Source organism: Enterococcus lemanii (genome assembly GCF_016909125.1).
GTDB lineage: Bacteria > Bacillota > Bacilli > Lactobacillales > Enterococcaceae > Enterococcus_I > Enterococcus_I lemanii.
This window is the reverse complement of sequence record NZ_JAFBFD010000003.1, coordinates 85559-101610: the sequence shown is the minus strand read 5'-3', so window position 1 is coordinate 101610 and position 16052 is coordinate 85559. Positions and strand designations below refer to the sequence as shown.

Annotated in this window: 16 protein-coding genes and 1 other annotated feature (1 of these 17 cut by a window edge); of the genes, 13 read left to right on the top strand and 3 right to left on the bottom strand. The window is 37.9% G+C overall.

The genetic code is table 11. The features are described from left to right. Positions 1 to 195: 195 nt before the first annotated feature. From dnaX to dinB, 10 genes are all read left to right on the top strand, one after another. The gene (dnaX, locus tag JOD14_RS01830) at positions 196 to 1947 is read left to right on the top strand and encodes a DNA polymerase III subunit gamma/tau (RefSeq protein WP_204652985.1); all 1752 of its coding nucleotides are present in this window, start codon (positions 196 to 198) and stop codon (positions 1945 to 1947) included. Positions 1948 to 1971: 24 nt separating this feature from the next. Continuing rightward, on the top strand, positions 1972 to 2286 hold the full coding sequence (locus JOD14_RS01825; RefSeq protein WP_204652984.1) for a YbaB/EbfC family nucleoid-associated protein: 315 nt from the start codon (positions 1972 to 1974) through the stop codon (positions 2284 to 2286). Between the two features lie 23 nt (positions 2287 to 2309). Next, positions 2310 to 2906, top strand: coding sequence for a recombination mediator RecR (recR, locus tag JOD14_RS01820; RefSeq protein WP_204652983.1), 597 nt, complete (start codon positions 2310 to 2312; stop codon positions 2904 to 2906). 38 nt (positions 2907 to 2944) lie between these two features. Then, on the top strand, positions 2945 to 3601 hold the full coding sequence (gene tmk / locus JOD14_RS01815) for a dTMP kinase (protein WP_204652982.1): 657 nt from the start codon (positions 2945 to 2947) through the stop codon (positions 3599 to 3601). After that, on the top strand, positions 3598 to 3927 hold the full coding sequence (locus tag JOD14_RS01810; protein ID WP_204652981.1) for a cyclic-di-AMP receptor: 330 nt from the start codon (positions 3598 to 3600) through the stop codon (positions 3925 to 3927). The genes tmk and JOD14_RS01810 overlap by 4 nt, the downstream gene beginning before the upstream one ends. A gap of 15 nt (positions 3928 to 3942) precedes the next feature. Beyond that, complete coding sequence (gene holB, locus JOD14_RS01805; RefSeq protein ID WP_204652980.1) at positions 3943 to 4878, top strand: DNA polymerase III subunit delta'; 936 nt, start codon at positions 3943 to 3945, stop codon at positions 4876 to 4878. Between the two features lie 19 nt (positions 4879 to 4897). Beyond that, positions 4898 to 5728, top strand: a complete 831-nt coding sequence (locus tag JOD14_RS01800; protein ID WP_204652979.1) for a PSP1 domain-containing protein — start codon at positions 4898 to 4900, stop codon at positions 5726 to 5728. Next, entirely contained in the window at positions 5721 to 6074 is a 354-nt protein-coding gene (locus tag JOD14_RS01795) for a DNA replication initiation control protein YabA (RefSeq protein ID WP_204652978.1), read from the top strand. Before JOD14_RS01800 ends, JOD14_RS01795 begins: the two co-directional genes overlap by 8 nt. A gap of 89 nt (positions 6075 to 6163) precedes the next feature. Beyond that, positions 6164 to 7042 carry a 16S rRNA (cytidine(1402)-2'-O)-methyltransferase gene (gene rsmI / locus JOD14_RS01790; protein ID WP_204652977.1) on the top strand — a complete coding sequence of 293 codons (879 nt, stop codon included), beginning with the start codon at positions 6164 to 6166 and terminating at the stop codon, positions 7040 to 7042. A 125-nt stretch (positions 7043 to 7167) separates the two neighbouring features. Further along, complete coding sequence (gene dinB, locus JOD14_RS01785; protein ID WP_204652976.1) at positions 7168 to 8283, top strand: DNA polymerase IV; 1116 nt, start codon at positions 7168 to 7170, stop codon at positions 8281 to 8283. Between the two features lie 55 nt (positions 8284 to 8338). On the opposite strand, the gene nrdG is transcribed toward dinB, so the two are convergent. Together nrdG and nrdD are read right to left on the bottom strand one after the other, a co-directional pair. Continuing rightward, positions 8339 to 8941, bottom strand: a complete 603-nt coding sequence (nrdG, locus tag JOD14_RS01780) for an anaerobic ribonucleoside-triphosphate reductase activating protein (RefSeq protein WP_204652975.1) — start codon at positions 8939 to 8941, stop codon at positions 8339 to 8341. Between the two features lie 27 nt (positions 8942 to 8968). Continuing rightward, positions 8969 to 11161: an anaerobic ribonucleoside-triphosphate reductase gene (gene nrdD / locus JOD14_RS01775; protein WP_204652974.1), complete on the bottom strand. Its 2193-nt coding sequence runs from the start codon at positions 11159 to 11161 to the stop codon at positions 8969 to 8971. 334 nt (positions 11162 to 11495) lie between these two features. Here nrdD and JOD14_RS01770 point away from each other — a divergent pair, with 334 nt between their 5' ends. The 3 genes from JOD14_RS01770 to JOD14_RS01760 all read left to right on the top strand — a co-directional run bounded on the left by JOD14_RS01770 (position 11496) and on the right by JOD14_RS01760 (position 14493). After that, positions 11496 to 12581 carry a M42 family metallopeptidase gene (locus tag JOD14_RS01770; protein WP_204652973.1) on the top strand — a complete coding sequence of 362 codons (1086 nt, stop codon included), beginning with the start codon at positions 11496 to 11498 and terminating at the stop codon, positions 12579 to 12581. A gap of 154 nt (positions 12582 to 12735) precedes the next feature. Then, positions 12736 to 13476: an MBL fold metallo-hydrolase gene (locus JOD14_RS01765; RefSeq protein WP_204652972.1), complete on the top strand. Its 741-nt coding sequence runs from the start codon at positions 12736 to 12738 to the stop codon at positions 13474 to 13476. A gap of 12 nt (positions 13477 to 13488) precedes the next feature. After that, a complete protein-coding gene (locus JOD14_RS01760; RefSeq protein ID WP_204652971.1) occupies positions 13489 to 14493 on the top strand; it encodes a lipoate--protein ligase in 1005 nt (334 codons plus the stop codon). Positions 14494 to 14538: 45 nt separating this feature from the next. Here JOD14_RS01760 and proS read toward each other — a convergent pair whose 3' ends face one another. Beyond that, entirely contained in the window at positions 14539 to 15975 is a 1437-nt protein-coding gene (gene proS, locus JOD14_RS01755; RefSeq protein ID WP_204652970.1) for a proline--tRNA ligase, read from the bottom strand. Between the two features lie 52 nt (positions 15976 to 16027). After that, positions 16028 to 16052, bottom strand: a binding site (T-box leader) (it continues 195 nt past the right edge of the window).

Here is a 16052-nt window from a genome sequence, read left to right as displayed (position 1 = left end):
TCCTCTTTTTGTTATTGGCCGCTAAACCTAACATTAAGAATAATGGTCTTCTTTCTTTTTTTCTAGTCCTACCGCAATATATTTTACACTTAGCGAAAGTTGTAACTTCCTTTTAAAACCTTCAGGGAAATTGTAGTTTTTTTATGTCAAATTGCGTATAATAATAGATAGTGACTAAAAAGAAGGGGGATTTTTATGGTCTACCAAGCCCTATATCGCGTTTGGCGTTCACAGCGCTTTGACGAAATTGTTGGCCAAAAAGCAGTGACACAGACATTAAAAAATGCCATCATTCAAGAACAGATTTCTCACGCGTATTTGTTTACCGGACCACGTGGGACGGGTAAGACGAGTGCAGCGAAAATCTTCGCTAAAGCAATTAACTGCCCGAATCGTCAAGACGGTGAACCGTGTAATGAATGCGCGATTTGTACGGCGATTACAGCAGGTAATTTAGACGATGTTGTCGAAATTGATGCTGCAAGCAATAACGGTGTGGACGAAATTCGCTTCATTCGAGAACGGGCGAATTATGCCCCAACGCAAGCAAAATATAAAATTTATATTATTGATGAAGTCCATATGCTTTCAACCGGTGCGTTTAATGCGTTACTAAAAACGTTAGAGGAGCCAAAGCAAAAGGTCATCTTTATTTTAGCTACGACGGAACCGCACAAAATTCCAGCAACAATTATTTCTAGAACACAGCGTTTTGATTTTAAAAGAATCCAAACAGCAGACATTGTTGCGCACTTAACGCATATTTTACAGACGAATGACCTTTTATTTGAAGCGGGGACACTTGAAATTATTGCCCAAGCAGCTGAAGGTGGGATGCGGGATGCACTCAGTATTTTAGACCAGGCGATTTCTTATAGTGAAGGGCAATTAAAGATTGTCGATGCACTAGAAGTTACCGGAGGACTAACGGCTGAAAAGATGGATTCGTTAGTAGAAGCTTGGCAGAAACAACAAACGGCACTCGCCTTAGAACAACTAAATGAAGTTTTAGCAGATGGAAAAGAAGCACGCCGCTTACTTGAAAACCTGTTAACTTATTGTCGTGATCTATTAATTTACCAGCAAGCACCCCAAATGTTGGTTGAAAAAAGTGTGACTTTAACAGATGATTTTAAACAACTTGCGCAAGTAGTCACTCCGAGTCAAGTTTATGAATGGATTCAGATTTTAAATGATACTCAAAATGAAGTTCGTTTAACGACGAATCCTAAAATCTATTTAGAAGTCGCGATGGTTAAATTAACAAGTTCGACACCGCAAGGAGCAAGTGTGCAAAATGCGCCGCTTACTTCTGCTCAAATACCTGAATTTGAGCAGTTAAAAGTTACGATCCAACAGTTACAAAAAGAAATTCAAGCTTTAAAAGCGCAACAATCAACACAGACACCCGTTGCCAAAGAAACACCAACTACTCGAAAAGCGAAAACAACAGGGATTAGCTATCGATTACCAAAAGAAAAAGTTTATCGCGTATTAAAAGGTGCAACCAAAAACCATTTAGTTCAAGTTCGACAAGTTTGGGAAGAATTACTCACTTATTTTACGCCAACGCATCGAGCAATGCTAAAATCAAGTGAGGTGAAAGCAGCTAGTCCGGATGGGATTGTGATAGCCTTTGAATACGAGATTATTTGCCAAAGAGCTGCCAATGATGAAGAATTAAAGTTAATGGTGCACAATCAGTTTAGTCGTTTAATTACCGACTATGCCCCGGAAGTTGTTTTTATACCTAAAGAAAATTGGGGACAATTACGTCAAGAATATTTAGAAAGTTACCATACGACCAGTGATGAATCGGCCCCGGCTGAATTAGATGGCTTAGAAGAACAACAAGCGCCAATTGATACGAAAAAAACGGACTTAGTTGTCGAAAAAGCCCAAGAATTATTTGGAGAACTAGCAACAATTATTGAAAATGAAGAATAATATTAGAAATGGAGCGATTTTTAAATGATGCGTGGAATGGGAAATATGCAAGGTATGATGAAACAAGTACAAAAAATGCAAAAAGAAATGGTAGCGGCGCAAGCGTCACTAAATGAAAAAGAATTTATGGGTGAAGCAACCAATGGCTATGTCAAAGTTGTTGCTACTGGAGATAGAAAAATTAAAGAAATTACAATTGATCCAGCGATTATTGATCCAGAAGATGCCGAAATGTTACAAGACTTAACAGCAATGGCAATGAATGATGTTTTAGCAAAAATTGAAAAAGAAACAGAAGCTGTCATGGGTAAATATACGAAAGGTTTACCAGGCTTCTAAGTTTCATTAAGGAGCGTTTATTAGTGCAATATCCAGAACCAATCGCAAGATTAATTGCAAGTTATATGAATTTACCCGGGATTGGCCAAAAGACGGCCACTCGTTTAGCTTTTTATACAATTGAAATGAAAGATGAAGTGGTTAGTGAATTTGCCAAGTCTTTACTTAGTGCCAAACGTGATTTGAGGTATTGTCATATTTGTGGTAATTTAACAGAAGAAGATCCTTGCGAAATTTGCCAAGATCCGACGCGTGATAAAAGCACGATTTTAGTTGTTGAAGAGTCAAAAGATGTGATGTCTTTAGAGAAAGTTCGAGAATATCGTGGTTTGTATCATGTTTTACATGGGGTATTGTCGCCAATGGAAGGGACAGGACCAGAAGATATTAACTTAGGTAGCTTGATTAGTCGGCTTCATAATGAAGAAGTAAAAGAAGTAATTATTGCGACCAATGCAACGACCGAAGGCGAAGCGACGGCGATGTATTTGTCACGTTTGATTAAACCAGCAGGAATCAAAGTGACGCGTTTGGCACATGGTTTATCTGTTGGCAGCGACATTGAGTATGCGGATGAAGTAACGTTATTAAAAGCAGTCGAAGGTCGACGTGAATTATAAAAATGAGTGAAGTGTAAAAGATAGATGGAGGAATCATAGTGAGCGGAATTTTCATTACAATTGAAGGTCCAGATGGGGCAGGAAAAACGAGCGTCATTCAAGAGTTGTATCCAAGACTTCAAATGATTGCCAAAAAAGGAATCATTAAAACAAGAGAACCAGGCGGCGTAAAGATTTCTGAAAAAATTCGTCAAATTATTTTAGATCCAAGAAACAAAGAGATGGACGAACGTACAGAAGCTTTACTTTATGCGGCAGCTAGAAGACAACACTTAGTTGAAGTAATTTTGCCTGCTTTAAATGAAGGGAAAATTGTTATCTGTGATCGATTTGTGGATAGTTCGCTTGCTTATCAAGGGGCAGGGCGTCGAATTGGTTTATCTGAAATTGAAAAAATTAACGAATTTGCAACAGAGGGGACAAAACCTTCTTTTACTCTTTATCTAGATGTAGATTCTGATACGGGGTTACGTCGGATTCAACAAAATCGAACGCACCAAATTGACCGCTTGGATTCTGAAGGGTTAGAATTTCACCAACGAGTTCGACATGCGTATTTAAAATTAGCAGAAAATAACCCACAGCGTATTCATCGAATCGATGCGCGCATGGGCTTGCAACAAGTGGTTGATGCGAGTTTTACTGCAATTGTGAATCATTACCCGGAATATTTTAAAGGAGATGAAGGAAAATGAAATTAGTCATGGCAATCGTCCAAGATAAAGATAGTAATCGTTTAGCGAATGAGTTTATTGATGCCAATATTCGTGCAACTAAACTTTCTTCAACCGGTGGTTTTTTAAAAGCTGGGAATAGCACATTTATTATTGGTGTGGAAGAAGAGCGCGTACAAGAAACCTTAGAGTTAATTAAACAAACGTGTCAATCAAGAAAGCAATACCTCTCCAGTTCGATGTCTTTGGATGTTACTTTAGATGGCCAAGTTCCTTATCCCGTTGAGGTTGAAGTAGGGGGCGCAACCGTCTTCGTATTGCCAATTGAAGGATTTCATCAGTACTAATTGAGGGAGGCGCCTATGAGTGAGCAAGATTTTTTAAGCAATCACCAGCCCCTCGTTTTCTCTCAAATGAAAAAAAATGTGGAGCATGGGCGAATCGCTCATGCTTATCTTTTTGAAGGGGAGCAAGGAACGGGCAAGCATCAACTGAGTTTGTGGTTAGCTAAGCGTTTGTTTTGTCAACAAGTTCGTGAGAATAATCCTTGCGAAAAATGTGCCAATTGTCGTCGAATTGCAGAAGGTGAACACCCTAACATTCGAGTGATTCGCCCTGATGGTCAAAGTATTAAAGTCGATCAGATTCGCCAATTACAGCAAGAATTTACCAAAAAAGGGTTTGAAAAAGGGCGACAAATTTTTGTTTTACAAGAGGCAGAAAAATTAAATACGAGTGCGGCGAATAGTTTATTGAAATTTTTAGAAGAACCCGATGGCGATGTCTTATTTATTTTAGAGACACAAAATTTAGGTAAAATTATTCCAACCATTCAATCGCGTTGCCAAATTATTCATTTTTATCCTTTAAGTTCAGAAAAGATCAAACAACAATTAGAAGAAAATGGTTTTTCAAAAGAAAACGCCAAACTCTTGGTCAGCTTGACAAATAGTTATCAAAAAGCAGTTGAAATCTCACAAGATGAATGGTTTAATTGTGCTAAGGATGTTGTTTTAAAGTGGTTTAACTATTTAAATAAAAAAGATTCCCAAGCTTTTGTTTATGTTCAAAAAAATCTTTTAGCGATTGGAAAAGAAAAAGAACAGCAACAAAGAATATTACTGTTCTTACTGACTTTATTCCAAGAACGAAGAGACGAACAGTTACAAGCGCAATTAAGTGTTTTATCATCAAATCAAGCGATGGAACTTATTTTGCAAGCACAAAAGAAATTAGCTGCAAATGTTTCGTTTCAAAATGTTGTCGAACAATTAAGTTTACGCATCCTTTTTGACTAATGATATAGGAGGGAATTCAATGGTCGAAGTAATCGGAGTACGCTATCGTCAAGCGGGACACATTTATTATTTTTCTCCTGGCAAGCACCAATTTTCATATAATGATTACGTTTTAGTTGAATCTCAACAAGCGAAGTATATGGCAAAAGTAGCCATTGCCAATAAAGAAATGTCTGCAGAGGATTTACCAGGTGAGTTGCAACCTATTTTACACGCTGCTTCTGAAAAAGAAATCGCCCGTCACGAAGAGAATCTTTTAGCTGCAAAAGAAGCGGTAGCGATTGGCAAACAAAAAATCCGCGAACATGGCTTAAAAATGAAGCTTGTCGATGTGGAGTATACCTTTGATCGTTCCAAAATGGTTTTTCAATTTACTGCCGATGGACGGATTGATTTTCGTGAGCTCGTGAAAGATCTAGCTGCTATTTTTAAAACACGCATCGAGCTTCGTCAAATTGGTGTGCGCGATGAAGCGAAGATTTTAGGTGGTATTGGCCCTTGTGGTCGCCAGCTTTGTTGTTCAACTTTCTTAGGGGATTTCGTTCCTGTTTCAATAAAAATGGCCAAAGACCAAGGATTATCATTAAACCCGATAAAAATTTCAGGGTTATGTGGTCGGTTAATGTGTTGTCTAAAATACGAAAATGATGAATACGAGTTAGCTAAAAAAGAATTACCAGATTATGGTAGTGAAGTTCTAACCCCGGATGGACCAGGGAAAGTCGTCGGTTTGAATTTATTAAGTCGAATCGTAAAAGTTCGCCTTTATGGCAAAGAAGTTCCTGTCGAATACGACGATGAGGAAATTAAAAAAGTAGCAAAAGCAGGTGGGAAAAATGTCAATGGATAAGCGTTCTTTGTATGATGGACTAGATGATTTTGAATTAGAATTACAAGGACTAATCAAAAAACTAGCAAATATGAAGACTTCTTTACAAGAGCTAGTTGAAAAGAATACGACTTTAGAGCTAGAAAATCAACGTTTACGCGCGCATATCCGTGAAATTGACCAGCACCCTCTTGATGCTTCCAGCGATAAAAATAAACAAGGCTTATCCAAATCACGTTTAAATTTAGAAAAAATCTATGAAGAAGGCTTTCATGTTTGTTATGATTTATATGGTTCTCGTCGTGAAAATGATGAACCATGTGCTTTTTGTTTAGAAGTCATTTATCGTGAAAGTGGTTTGTCCTAAAAAATAAAAGAAATAAATAATACCAATACGCCTTGTGAAATGATAAAATTTCGTAAATAAGCGTATTGGTATTTTTACGAGGTGAAAAAATGCAAGTTCAAATGAGTTTTAAAGGAGAACCAAGCGGTATCTTATATTTAGTTCCAACCCCAATTGGAAATTTAGAAGATATGACATTTCGCAGCATTCAAATTTTAAAAGAAGTCCAATTCATTGCCAGTGAAGATACTCGGAACACCCAAAAATTATTAAATCACTTTGAAATTTCCACACCACAAAAAAGTTTTCACGAACATAACTATCGTGAGCGGATTCCTCAGATGATTGAACGATTAGAAAAAGGAGAATCGATTGCTCAAGTCAGTGATGCAGGAATGCCATCAATTAGTGACCCTGGCCATGAATTAGTTTCGGCTTGTATCGAAGCAGGAATAAAAGTGGTTTCTTTACCAGGACCTACAGCAGGATTGACCGCTTTAATTGCTTCTGGTTTAATGCCGCAACCCCATTATTTTCATGGTTTTTTACCCCGTAAGAAAAAAGAACAACAAGCTGCTTTAGAAAGTCTAAAAAATCAAGCGGCGACCTTAATTTTTTATGAATCGCCTTTTCGCATTCATAAAACAATTCAAATGATGAGTACCGTATTCGGAAGTGAGCGTCAAGCGGTGATTTGTCGCGAGTTAACTAAAATTCATGAAGAATATTTGCGTGGGACACTTCAAGAACTAGCGGCGTATTTGGCCGAGCAACCGATTAAAGGGGAATGTTGCTTAATGGTTGCTGGGGCAAGTGAGATAGAAGAAGTGGCGGAAGTTGATGCGGGGAGTTTAAAAGAGCAAGTCGAAGAATTAATCAAAGCCGGAAAAAAACCGAGTGAAGCAATTAAAGAAATAGCCAAACGTCATCAACTAAAAAAACAAGTTGTCTATAATCAATACCATGAGATCGAAACAATCGGAGAATAAAATTTTTTTGGCAGTCGCTAGTGATAAAAAACAGGCGATTGCTTTTTTTGTCTATAATTTGAAATTCGTTTAAACATTTGCTTTCGAACGCACGTTTGCCTTATAATGAGATAGGGGTGAGCGATTTGTCTGAGTTAGTTTTTCCATTAAAAAATGATTTATCACGTAAAATTATTCATATTGATATGGATGCTTTTTTTGCAGCAGTCGAAGAGCGCGACCAGCCAGCGTTAGCGAGTCAGCCACTGGTGATTGCTCGCCATCCGAATGAAACAAAGGGAAAAGGCGTTGTGACAACCGCGAATTATATTGCTCGAAAATACGGGATTCACTCCGCAATGAGTGCCCAAAAAGCTTATGAATTATGCCCGAATGCTGTTTTTATTCCAGGAAATTATGAAAAATACCGCACTGTTTCGCAACAAGTTCGCCAAATTTTTCATCGTTATACAGATATCGTGGAGCCTGTATCTATTGATGAAGCCTATCTAGATGTGACCGAAAATAAAATTGGTAGTAAGTCAGCCATCAAAATTGCCAAACTTATTCAATATGATATTTGGCAAGAGTTACATTTAACTTGTTCAGCAGGGGTTTCTTATAATAAATTTTTAGCTAAATTAGCGTCTGATTTTCAAAAACCACGTGGATTGACGGTTGTGACACCAGAAAATGCTCAAACTTTTTTGCATCAATTGCCAATTGAAAAGTTCCATGGTGTCGGGAAGAAAACGACACCAAAAATGCATGAAATCGGTATTTTTACGGGTGCAGATTTAGCTGAAAGGTCAGAGATGGAATTAATTCAACGCTTCGGTAAAATGGGCTATTCTCTTTACCGAAAGGTGCGCGGGGTTCATAATGCGCCAGTTTGCGTGACCCGCGAACGCAAATCAATTGGTAAAGAACAAACGTATCGCACGCCTTTAATGACAGAAACAGAAGTCTTACGTCATTTACGACAACTTGCTGAAGAAGTGAGTATGGCCTTAGCTAAGCACCAAAAACATGGCCAAACGATTGTCCTAAAAGTTCGTTATGAAGATTTTACGACATTTACAAGACGAATGACTTTGTTAGAATACATTAAAGAAAAAGAAGCTATTTTTTCTCAAGCAAGTTTGATTTGGGAGGAAACGGTGGGGATTGAAAAAGGCATCCGTTTACTGGGCATTACTTTGACGAATTTAGTTCCATTAAGTTATGAAAATATTGTCTTACCTTTATGGGAGAAAAAATAACGAACACAAAAGCCACCCGATTGGGGGTTCTTTGTGTTCGTTATTTTTTTAACGCTTAAATTAAAGCACTTTTATTTATTTGTTCATAAGACTGAGTTGCATCGAGGCATTTTTCCCAAATCACCGCAGAATTTGCAGCTAAAGATTTCGGGACATCTAAAATGCGTTGGTTACTACTACCGCGAAATTGTAAATTTAAGTCTTTTTTAGTTAATTCAAAACGGCCGTCGACAAGTACATCTAAAGAAGCGAGCAATTCTAATTTATCTGGCGTTTCTAGTAATAACTCTTCAAAAGTATAGCCTGACCAACTCCAAATATCTTTTGTATGGCCATAAACTTCGCGTACGCGGCGAACAACGGCTAAACAAACTTGTGTATTTAAGAAAGGTTCGCCTCCTAGTAAAGTTAAACCTTGGACATAAGAAGGGGCTAGGTCTGCAATGATTTGATCTTCCAATTCTTTTGTAAAAGGGGTACCGTAACGAAAGTTTTGTACGGCTTTGTTAAAACAACCCTCACAAGCAAAGAGGCAACCACTGACATACAGACTATTGCGAACGCCCTCACCATCGACAAAATTATATGTTTTGTAATCGGCGATATATTGTTGACTTAGTTCTTGCGCCAACCATTCTTGTGGTTTTGGATTTCTCACAAAAATTAGACTCCTTCCTATTTAGTATTATTTCATATGTTTTACGCGAGCAGAAATTTCTTTGTGGCGACCATGGACCATTGGACGTGCTTGGGGATTCCCTAAGTAGCCACAAGTTCTTTTTACAACGTCACAAGTTTTTGGATCTCGGTTACCACATTGCGGGCATTCAAAGCCGCGTTCAGTTGGATGAAAGTCACCTTCATAACCACATTCATAGCAGTGATCAATTGGGGTATTTGTCCCTAAATAACCAATACGATCGTAAGAGTAGTCCCAGACCGCTTCTAAAGCTTTCGGATTTTGTTGTAAAACAGGGTATTCACAGTAATGAATAAATCCGCCACCTGTATATTGGGGGTAATCTTTTTCGAAATCAAGTTTCTCAAACGGTGAAGGATTTTTACGTACATCGTAATGGAAACTATTTGTATAGTAGTCTTTGTCAGTGATATTTTCTACTTCACCAAATTTTTCGGTGTCTAAACGGCAAAAACGATCGGTTAAGCTTTCACTTGGTGTCGAATAAACGCTAAAGTGGTAGCCATATTCATTTGCCCAGTCATCGGCATGCGCTTTTAATGTTTTTAAGATGGCTAAAGTAAAGTCTTTGGCTGTTTGATCGTTTTCCCAAGCCCCACCATAAAAGGCGGCAGCCACTTCATAAAGGCCGATATAACCTAAAGAAACAGTAGCGCGGCGATTTTTAAACAAGGCATCGACGGATTCGTTTCGTTTTAGACGGTTACCAAAAGCGCCATACATATATAAAATCGGAGCGTTCGCTGGGGAAGCTTCTTTACAACGATTAATTCGGAAAACGAGCGCATCTTTCATAATGCCTAAACGTTCTTCTAAAATACTCCAAAACTTATCAAAGTCACCATTTGCTTCTAGAGCAATTCTTGGTAGGTTTAAAGTTACAACGCCTAAGTTCATTCGTCCAACGTTAACTTCTTCGCCATTTTCATCTTTCCAACCTTGTAAGAAAGAGCGACAACCCATTGGTACTTTAAAGCTACCAGTGATTTCAACCGTTTTATCGTAGTTCAAAATATCTGGATACATCCGTTTCGTGGCACATTCTAATGCTAGTTGTTTGATGTCGTAGTTTGGATCTTCTGGATTGGCATTGACACCGCGTTTCATTGAGAAAATCAGTTTAGGGAAAATCGCTGTCCGGCCTTCTTTACCTAACCCTTTAATGCGATTTTTTAAAATGGCCCGTTGAATTTCTCGCTCAAACCAATTTGTACCTAAACCAAAACCTAAAGAAGTAAATGGGGTTTGGCCATTTGAAGTAAAGAGTGTATTGATTTCATATTCTAAGCTTTGCATCGCATCATAAATATCTTTTTGTGTTTTCATTTTTGCGTAAGCTTCTTGGCGGTCTTCCCCGTCAATCCATTCTTTGGCATCTTCTAAATGTTTTTCATAATTTAATTTGGCAAAAGGAGCTAATAATTCATCAATCCGATCAGCCGAGCAACCGCCATATTGACTAGAAGCAACGTTTGCGATAATCTGTGAAATTTGAGCAGTTGCTGTTTGAATCGATTTTGGTGACTCGACTTCAGCGTTCCCAATCTTAAAGCCATGGTTTAACATGCTATTAAAATCAATCAAGCAGCAATTCGTCATTGGCGCATAAGGATGGTAATCCAAGTCGTGGTAGTGGATATCACCTTTTTGATGCGCGTTGGCAACGTGTGGTGGTAATAATTTTAAACCAATTGATTTTCCGACAATCCCTGCCGTTAAATCGCGCTGTGTGTTAAAAACATCACTGTCTTTATTGGCGTTCTCGTTAATCACTTGTTGGTCTTTGTTCATTAATTTATTAATGGTAAAGTTAATATCGGTCGCTTTACTACGTTCAAAATCGCGACGAGTCCGATAGTTAATGTATTGTTCAGCAAGTGCATACTCACTGTTTTCTAGTAAAATATGTTCGACAATATTTTGAATCTCGTAAATTTTAATATTGCTATGGAAGCGTTCGGCAATTTCTGAATCAACTTTTTCAACAATATTTAAAATATGTTCGTGATCAAGGGGAGAAAGTTCGCCACTGACTTGTTTTTTAGCTTTCACTAAAGCGTCATAGATCTTTTGATCATCAAAATCGACTAAACGACCATCACGTTTGATAATTTTCATACTTTCTAAACTAGGTTGTAGAGAAACGAACTGTTCACCTTTTCTCTTAACATACATCATTTCGATCACTCCTTTAATTTCTACTTCTATATCATAATAGAAAATAAGATGGGATTCAACCTATATATTGTGTTTGTAATCAAAATATAATTGTTTGAAACACTATATGTAGTGTTTATTCATTTTGTGAAAAACGAAGAAAACAAGTGGAATAAAGGTTTATCCTTTGTTTTAAGGTGCACAAGTTGCATAAAAAATATTTTTTTGTATATATATTTTTTTATATCGTTTGTTTTTTGGTCGAGGATTGAAATAGATTTCAAAAAAGCATTCTAATTAAGATTAGTCATGTTATAATTAAAACGGATTCAAAAACTAAAGGAGTGTAAACGATATGTTAGATAAAAAAGAAGAACAACTTCTCATCGACTTAACTTCAGCTCGAGGCGTTCCAGGAAATGAAGAAGAAGTTCGTGAAGTTTTTAAAAATTATGCCAAAGAATACGCCGAAGATATTTTCTTTGATGGCTTAGGTAGTGTCATTGCCAAACATTCAGGTTCAGGTGGCGGACCTAAAATCTTTATTTGTGGGCACATGGATGAAGTGGGCTTTATGGTCACTAAAATTACTGAAAAAGGCTTTATTGAATTTCAAACTTTAGGCGGCTGGTGGGGCCAAGTGATGTTAGCTCAACAAGTTGAAATTAAAACGCAAGCGGGTAAAATCATTCATGGTGTGATTGGTTCAAAACCACCCCATGTTTTAACCCAAGAAGCACGTAATAAACCTTATGATGTGAAAGAGATGTTTATTGATATTGGTGCGACAAGTGAAGAAGAAGCAAAAGGCTGGGGCATTCGTCCAGGCGATATGATCACGCCTTATATTGAATACAAACGCATGAATGATAGCAAATTCCTTTTAGCGAAAGCTTGGGATAACCGTGTCGGGACTGCTGTTTCTTTACGTGTCTTAGAAAACTTAGCCAAAGAAGGCCATGATAACTGTTTATTTGCTGGTAGTGATGTGATGGAAGAAGTTGGCTTACGTGGGGCAAGAACAAGCACGCACTTAGTGAATCCTGATATCGCGATTGCTTTAGATACGGGTACTGCTGGCGATACACCAGGCATGACACCTAAAGAAGCAGATTCTGTTTTAGGCAAAGGGCCACAAGTTTTAATTTTTGATGCGTCAATGATTCCACACAAAAAATTATTAAATTTTGTCACAAATGTCGCCGAAGAATTAGAAATTCCTTTCCAATACACCGTTATCGCAGGTGGTGGGACGGATGCAGGGATGATGCACTTAACTCGTAATGGAGTGCCTTCAATTGCCATTACGGTGCCTGTTCGCTATTTACACTCTCATACGTCAGTGATTCATGAAGATGACTATTTGAATACCGTAAAATTAGTAACAGAAGTCGTTCGTCGTTTAGATGCAGAGGCGGTAAAAGAGTTACTGAGCTACTAATTTTAATTTGCGCATACTTTTACTTGCACCTGTTTTACTCTTATAGTAAAACAGGTGCTTTTTTTATTCTGTTTTTTATCTGGATAACAGGGGTTTTATATACGCATATTTTCAAAAATATGATACCATTAAAAACAGATGAGGAGGATAACAGATGAAAATTACAACTTTAGGCTGTCTTGGGGCGTATCCTTATAAAGGCCAAGGGACCACGAGTTTTTTAATTGAAGCACAAGGGTTTCACTTATTATTAGATGCCGGCAGTGCGACTTTGATTCAACTTGAAAAAGTTCTAGACCCGCTTGCTTTAGATGCGGTAATCATTAGTCATTACCATCATGACCATATTGCCGACTTGGGTGTGTTGCAATATTATTGGCAATTATATCCTAAAACGCAGGAACGAAATATTTTGCCGATTTATGGCCACGGGCAAGACCAAGCAGCGTTTGCGAAATTAACCTTGCCGAATGTTTCACAGGGGTATGACTACTTGACAGAAGAAACGCTTGAAATCGGCCCGTTTTCGATATCGTTTATGAAAACAATTCATCCTGTTATTTGTTATGCGATGCGTTTTGTGGAAAAGTCGACGGGGAAAGTTTTTGTTTTTACGGGAGATTCGGGTTATTTAGCTGATTTTAAAACTTTTGCCAAAGAGGCAGATTTGTTTTTAGCAGACACCTATTTATTTGCGGGCAATGAACGCCATTTTGCTCACTTTACTTCAAAAGAAGCAGGCGAACTAGCAAAAGAAGCACAAGTGAAACATTTAGTCTTGACCCACTTGCCACAACAAGGGAGTTTAGCTCAATTACAAGAAGAAGCACAACTTGCAGCAGGGGAGCAGATTAAAGTCAGTTTAGCGCAAGTTGGCAAAGAATTTATCGTTTAGGGGGAAAATTAGATGTTGTATGTAGCAAATGAAATGAATGATCCACGAATGAACTTAGCATTAGAAACTTTTTTATTGCAAGAATTAAAAGTCGAAGAACCGATTTTACTTTTTTATATTAACGAACCGTCGATTATTATTGGGCGCAATCAAAATACGATTGAAGAAATTAATCAAGAGTATGTAGACAAAAATAAAATTCACGTTGTTCGCCGTTTAAGCGGGGGTGGCGCCGTTTATCATGATTTTGGCAATTTAAATTTTAGTTTTATTATGCCAGATGATGGTAATTCCTTCCGTGATTTTGCCCGTTTTACACAACCAGTTATTCAAGCACTCCATGAGCTTGGGGCAACCGGAGCAACCTTAAAAGGGCGCAATGACTTAGTGATTGACGACAAGAAATTTTCTGGTAATGCGATGTATGCGACGAATGGACGAATGTTTGCTCATGGTACGATTTTATTTGATTCAAAAATGGATGAAGTCGTGAACGCTTTAAAAGTTCGAGCGGATAAAATTGAGTCAAAGGGAATTAAGTCGATTCGCTCACGCGTAACGAATATCAAACCTTACTTAGCACCAGATTATCAAGCAATGGATACAAAAGCTTTCCGTGAAGCCATTTTGTTAAAAATTGCCAATGTTGCAAATGTTGCGGATATTCGCACCTATGAATTAAGTGATACCGATTGGCAAAAAGTCAAAGAAATTTCAGCTAAAACTTACGGCAACTGGGATTGGAATTATGGCAAATCACCCAAATTTGCTTTAGAACGTCGTAAACGTTTCCCAATCGGTTCAATTGAAATGAAATTAAATGTAGAAGATGGCCTGATTACGGACTTGAAAATTTTCGGTGATTTCTTTGGTTTAGGGGAAATCAAAGTAGTAGAAGATCAATTAATTGGGGTGCGTTATGAAAAAGAAAGTATTCGCAAAGTTGTTGAGCAACTTGATTTGAAGAAATATTTTGGGAATATTACAGTGGAAGATTTCTTAGAATTGATTGAATAAAGAAAAATCGGTTGAAACAAACGCGTTTCAACCGATTTTTTAATTTTAATAAGCACGAGCGATCCATAAAGTATGTTTAGCTGGTTTACCGCTAACTAGGTCAGTGGCTTTTTCCATCGGTACTTCAAAAGGAATATTCCGCGTTGTGAAACCTGTTTCTTCCTTGATTTTACTTTCGGTTTCTTCGGTACCATCCCAACCGATTAAAACGAAGCCCGTTGGTTTGTTTTCTGCTTTACATGTTTCAATATGTGCTTTTAATTCGTCCAGTGTATTGATGTCGAAGTGCTCATTTTCTTTATTGCGAGCTTTAGCAGAAGCAAGTAAGCGTGGTGTCATTTCGGCTAATTGTTCTTCAATATAAGCAACCAGGCCTTCAAAATCAACTTTTTCTTTTTCAGCTAAATCACGCACTTTGACCATTGCATGACCATTTTCTAAATCACGGGGGCCACACTCGACGCGGACACAGGCGCCTTTTAATTCCCATTCATTAAATTTATAGCCTGGTGAATTATCTGAATCATCGAGACGCACGCGGATGTTACGCGCTTTTAATTCCGCAAAAATTTCTTCTAATTTTTCTAAAATTGCAGGGTTCTTTTTCCAAGGACCAACCGGCATTAAGACCACTTGGGTCGCTGCAACAGTTGGTGGTAATACAAGTCCTTGTTCATCGCCGTGGGTCATAATTAATGAACCAAGCAGACGAGTAGAGACACCCCAAGAAGTGGTGTGAACCAAAGTGTGTTTGTTTTCTTTGTTTAAGTAAGTAATATCAAAAGCTTCCGCAAATTTAGTCCCCATATAATGAGAAGTTCCTGCTTGAACGGCCTTTCCATCTTTCATCATCGCTTCGATTGAATACGTATCAACCGCCCCAGCAAAACGTTCAGAAGGTGTTTTTTGTCCTTTGTAGACAGGAATTGCTAAAAACTCTTCACAAAGACGTGCATATTCATCTAAAACACGCATGGTGCGCTGGCGAGCGTCGGTTTCATCGGCATGTGCGGTATGACCTTCTTGCCATAAAAATTCAGAGGTACGTAAAAACGGTAAAGTTTTCTTTTCCCAACGAAACACGTTTGCCCATTGGTTAATTTCATACGGTAAGTCACGGTACGAATTGATCCAATCAGAAAAAGCGGCCCCAATCATCGTTTCAGAAGTTGGACGTAAAGCTAAAGGTTCTTCTAATTTTTCATTCCCAACTTCAGTAACCCAAGGAAGTTCAGGCGCAAAACCTTCAATATGATCGGCTTCTTTCATAAAGAAGTGTTGAGGAATTAACATTGGAAAATACGCATTACGAATGCCTTCGCTACGTAAAAATTTGTTGAATTCTTCTTGAATGTGCTCCCATAACTCAAAGCCATCGGGTCTGAAAATGATTGAGCCACGAACTGGGGAATAAGACATTAATTCCGCTTGTTGGACTGTTTGCAAATACCACTGGGTAAAATCGTTTGTTTGTTCACTCATTTTATAAAAATCCTCCTTTAAAAAATAAAAAAACATTTCATCCTTTTACTGAAAAAAGGACGAAATGTTTGAATTTC

Coding starts and splice junctions, on each gene's coding strand:
- dnaX (WP_204652985.1), top strand. CDS start 196: ATGGTCTACCAAGCCCTATATCGCGTTTGGCGTTCACAGCGCTTTGAC.
- JOD14_RS01825 (WP_204652984.1), top strand. CDS start 1,972: ATGATGCGTGGAATGGGAAATATGCAAGGTATGATGAAACAAGTACAA.
- JOD14_RS01810 (WP_204652981.1), top strand. CDS start 3,598: ATGAAATTAGTCATGGCAATCGTCCAAGATAAAGATAGTAATCGTTTA.
- holB (WP_204652980.1), top strand. CDS start 3,943: ATGAGTGAGCAAGATTTTTTAAGCAATCACCAGCCCCTCGTTTTCTCT.
- JOD14_RS01800 (WP_204652979.1), top strand. CDS start 4,898: ATGGTCGAAGTAATCGGAGTACGCTATCGTCAAGCGGGACACATTTAT.
- JOD14_RS01795 (WP_204652978.1), top strand. CDS start 5,721: ATGGATAAGCGTTCTTTGTATGATGGACTAGATGATTTTGAATTAGAA.
- rsmI (WP_204652977.1), top strand. CDS start 6,164: ATGCAAGTTCAAATGAGTTTTAAAGGAGAACCAAGCGGTATCTTATAT.
- nrdD (WP_204652974.1), bottom strand. CDS start 11,161: ATGATGTATGTTAAGAGAAAAGGTGAACAGTTCGTTTCTCTACAACCT.
- JOD14_RS01770 (WP_204652973.1), top strand. CDS start 11,496: ATGTTAGATAAAAAAGAAGAACAACTTCTCATCGACTTAACTTCAGCT.
- JOD14_RS01765 (WP_204652972.1), top strand. CDS start 12,736: ATGAAAATTACAACTTTAGGCTGTCTTGGGGCGTATCCTTATAAAGGC.
- JOD14_RS01760 (WP_204652971.1), top strand. CDS start 13,489: ATGTTGTATGTAGCAAATGAAATGAATGATCCACGAATGAACTTAGCA.
- proS (WP_204652970.1), bottom strand. CDS start 15,975: ATGAGTGAACAAACAAACGATTTTACCCAGTGGTATTTGCAAACAGTC.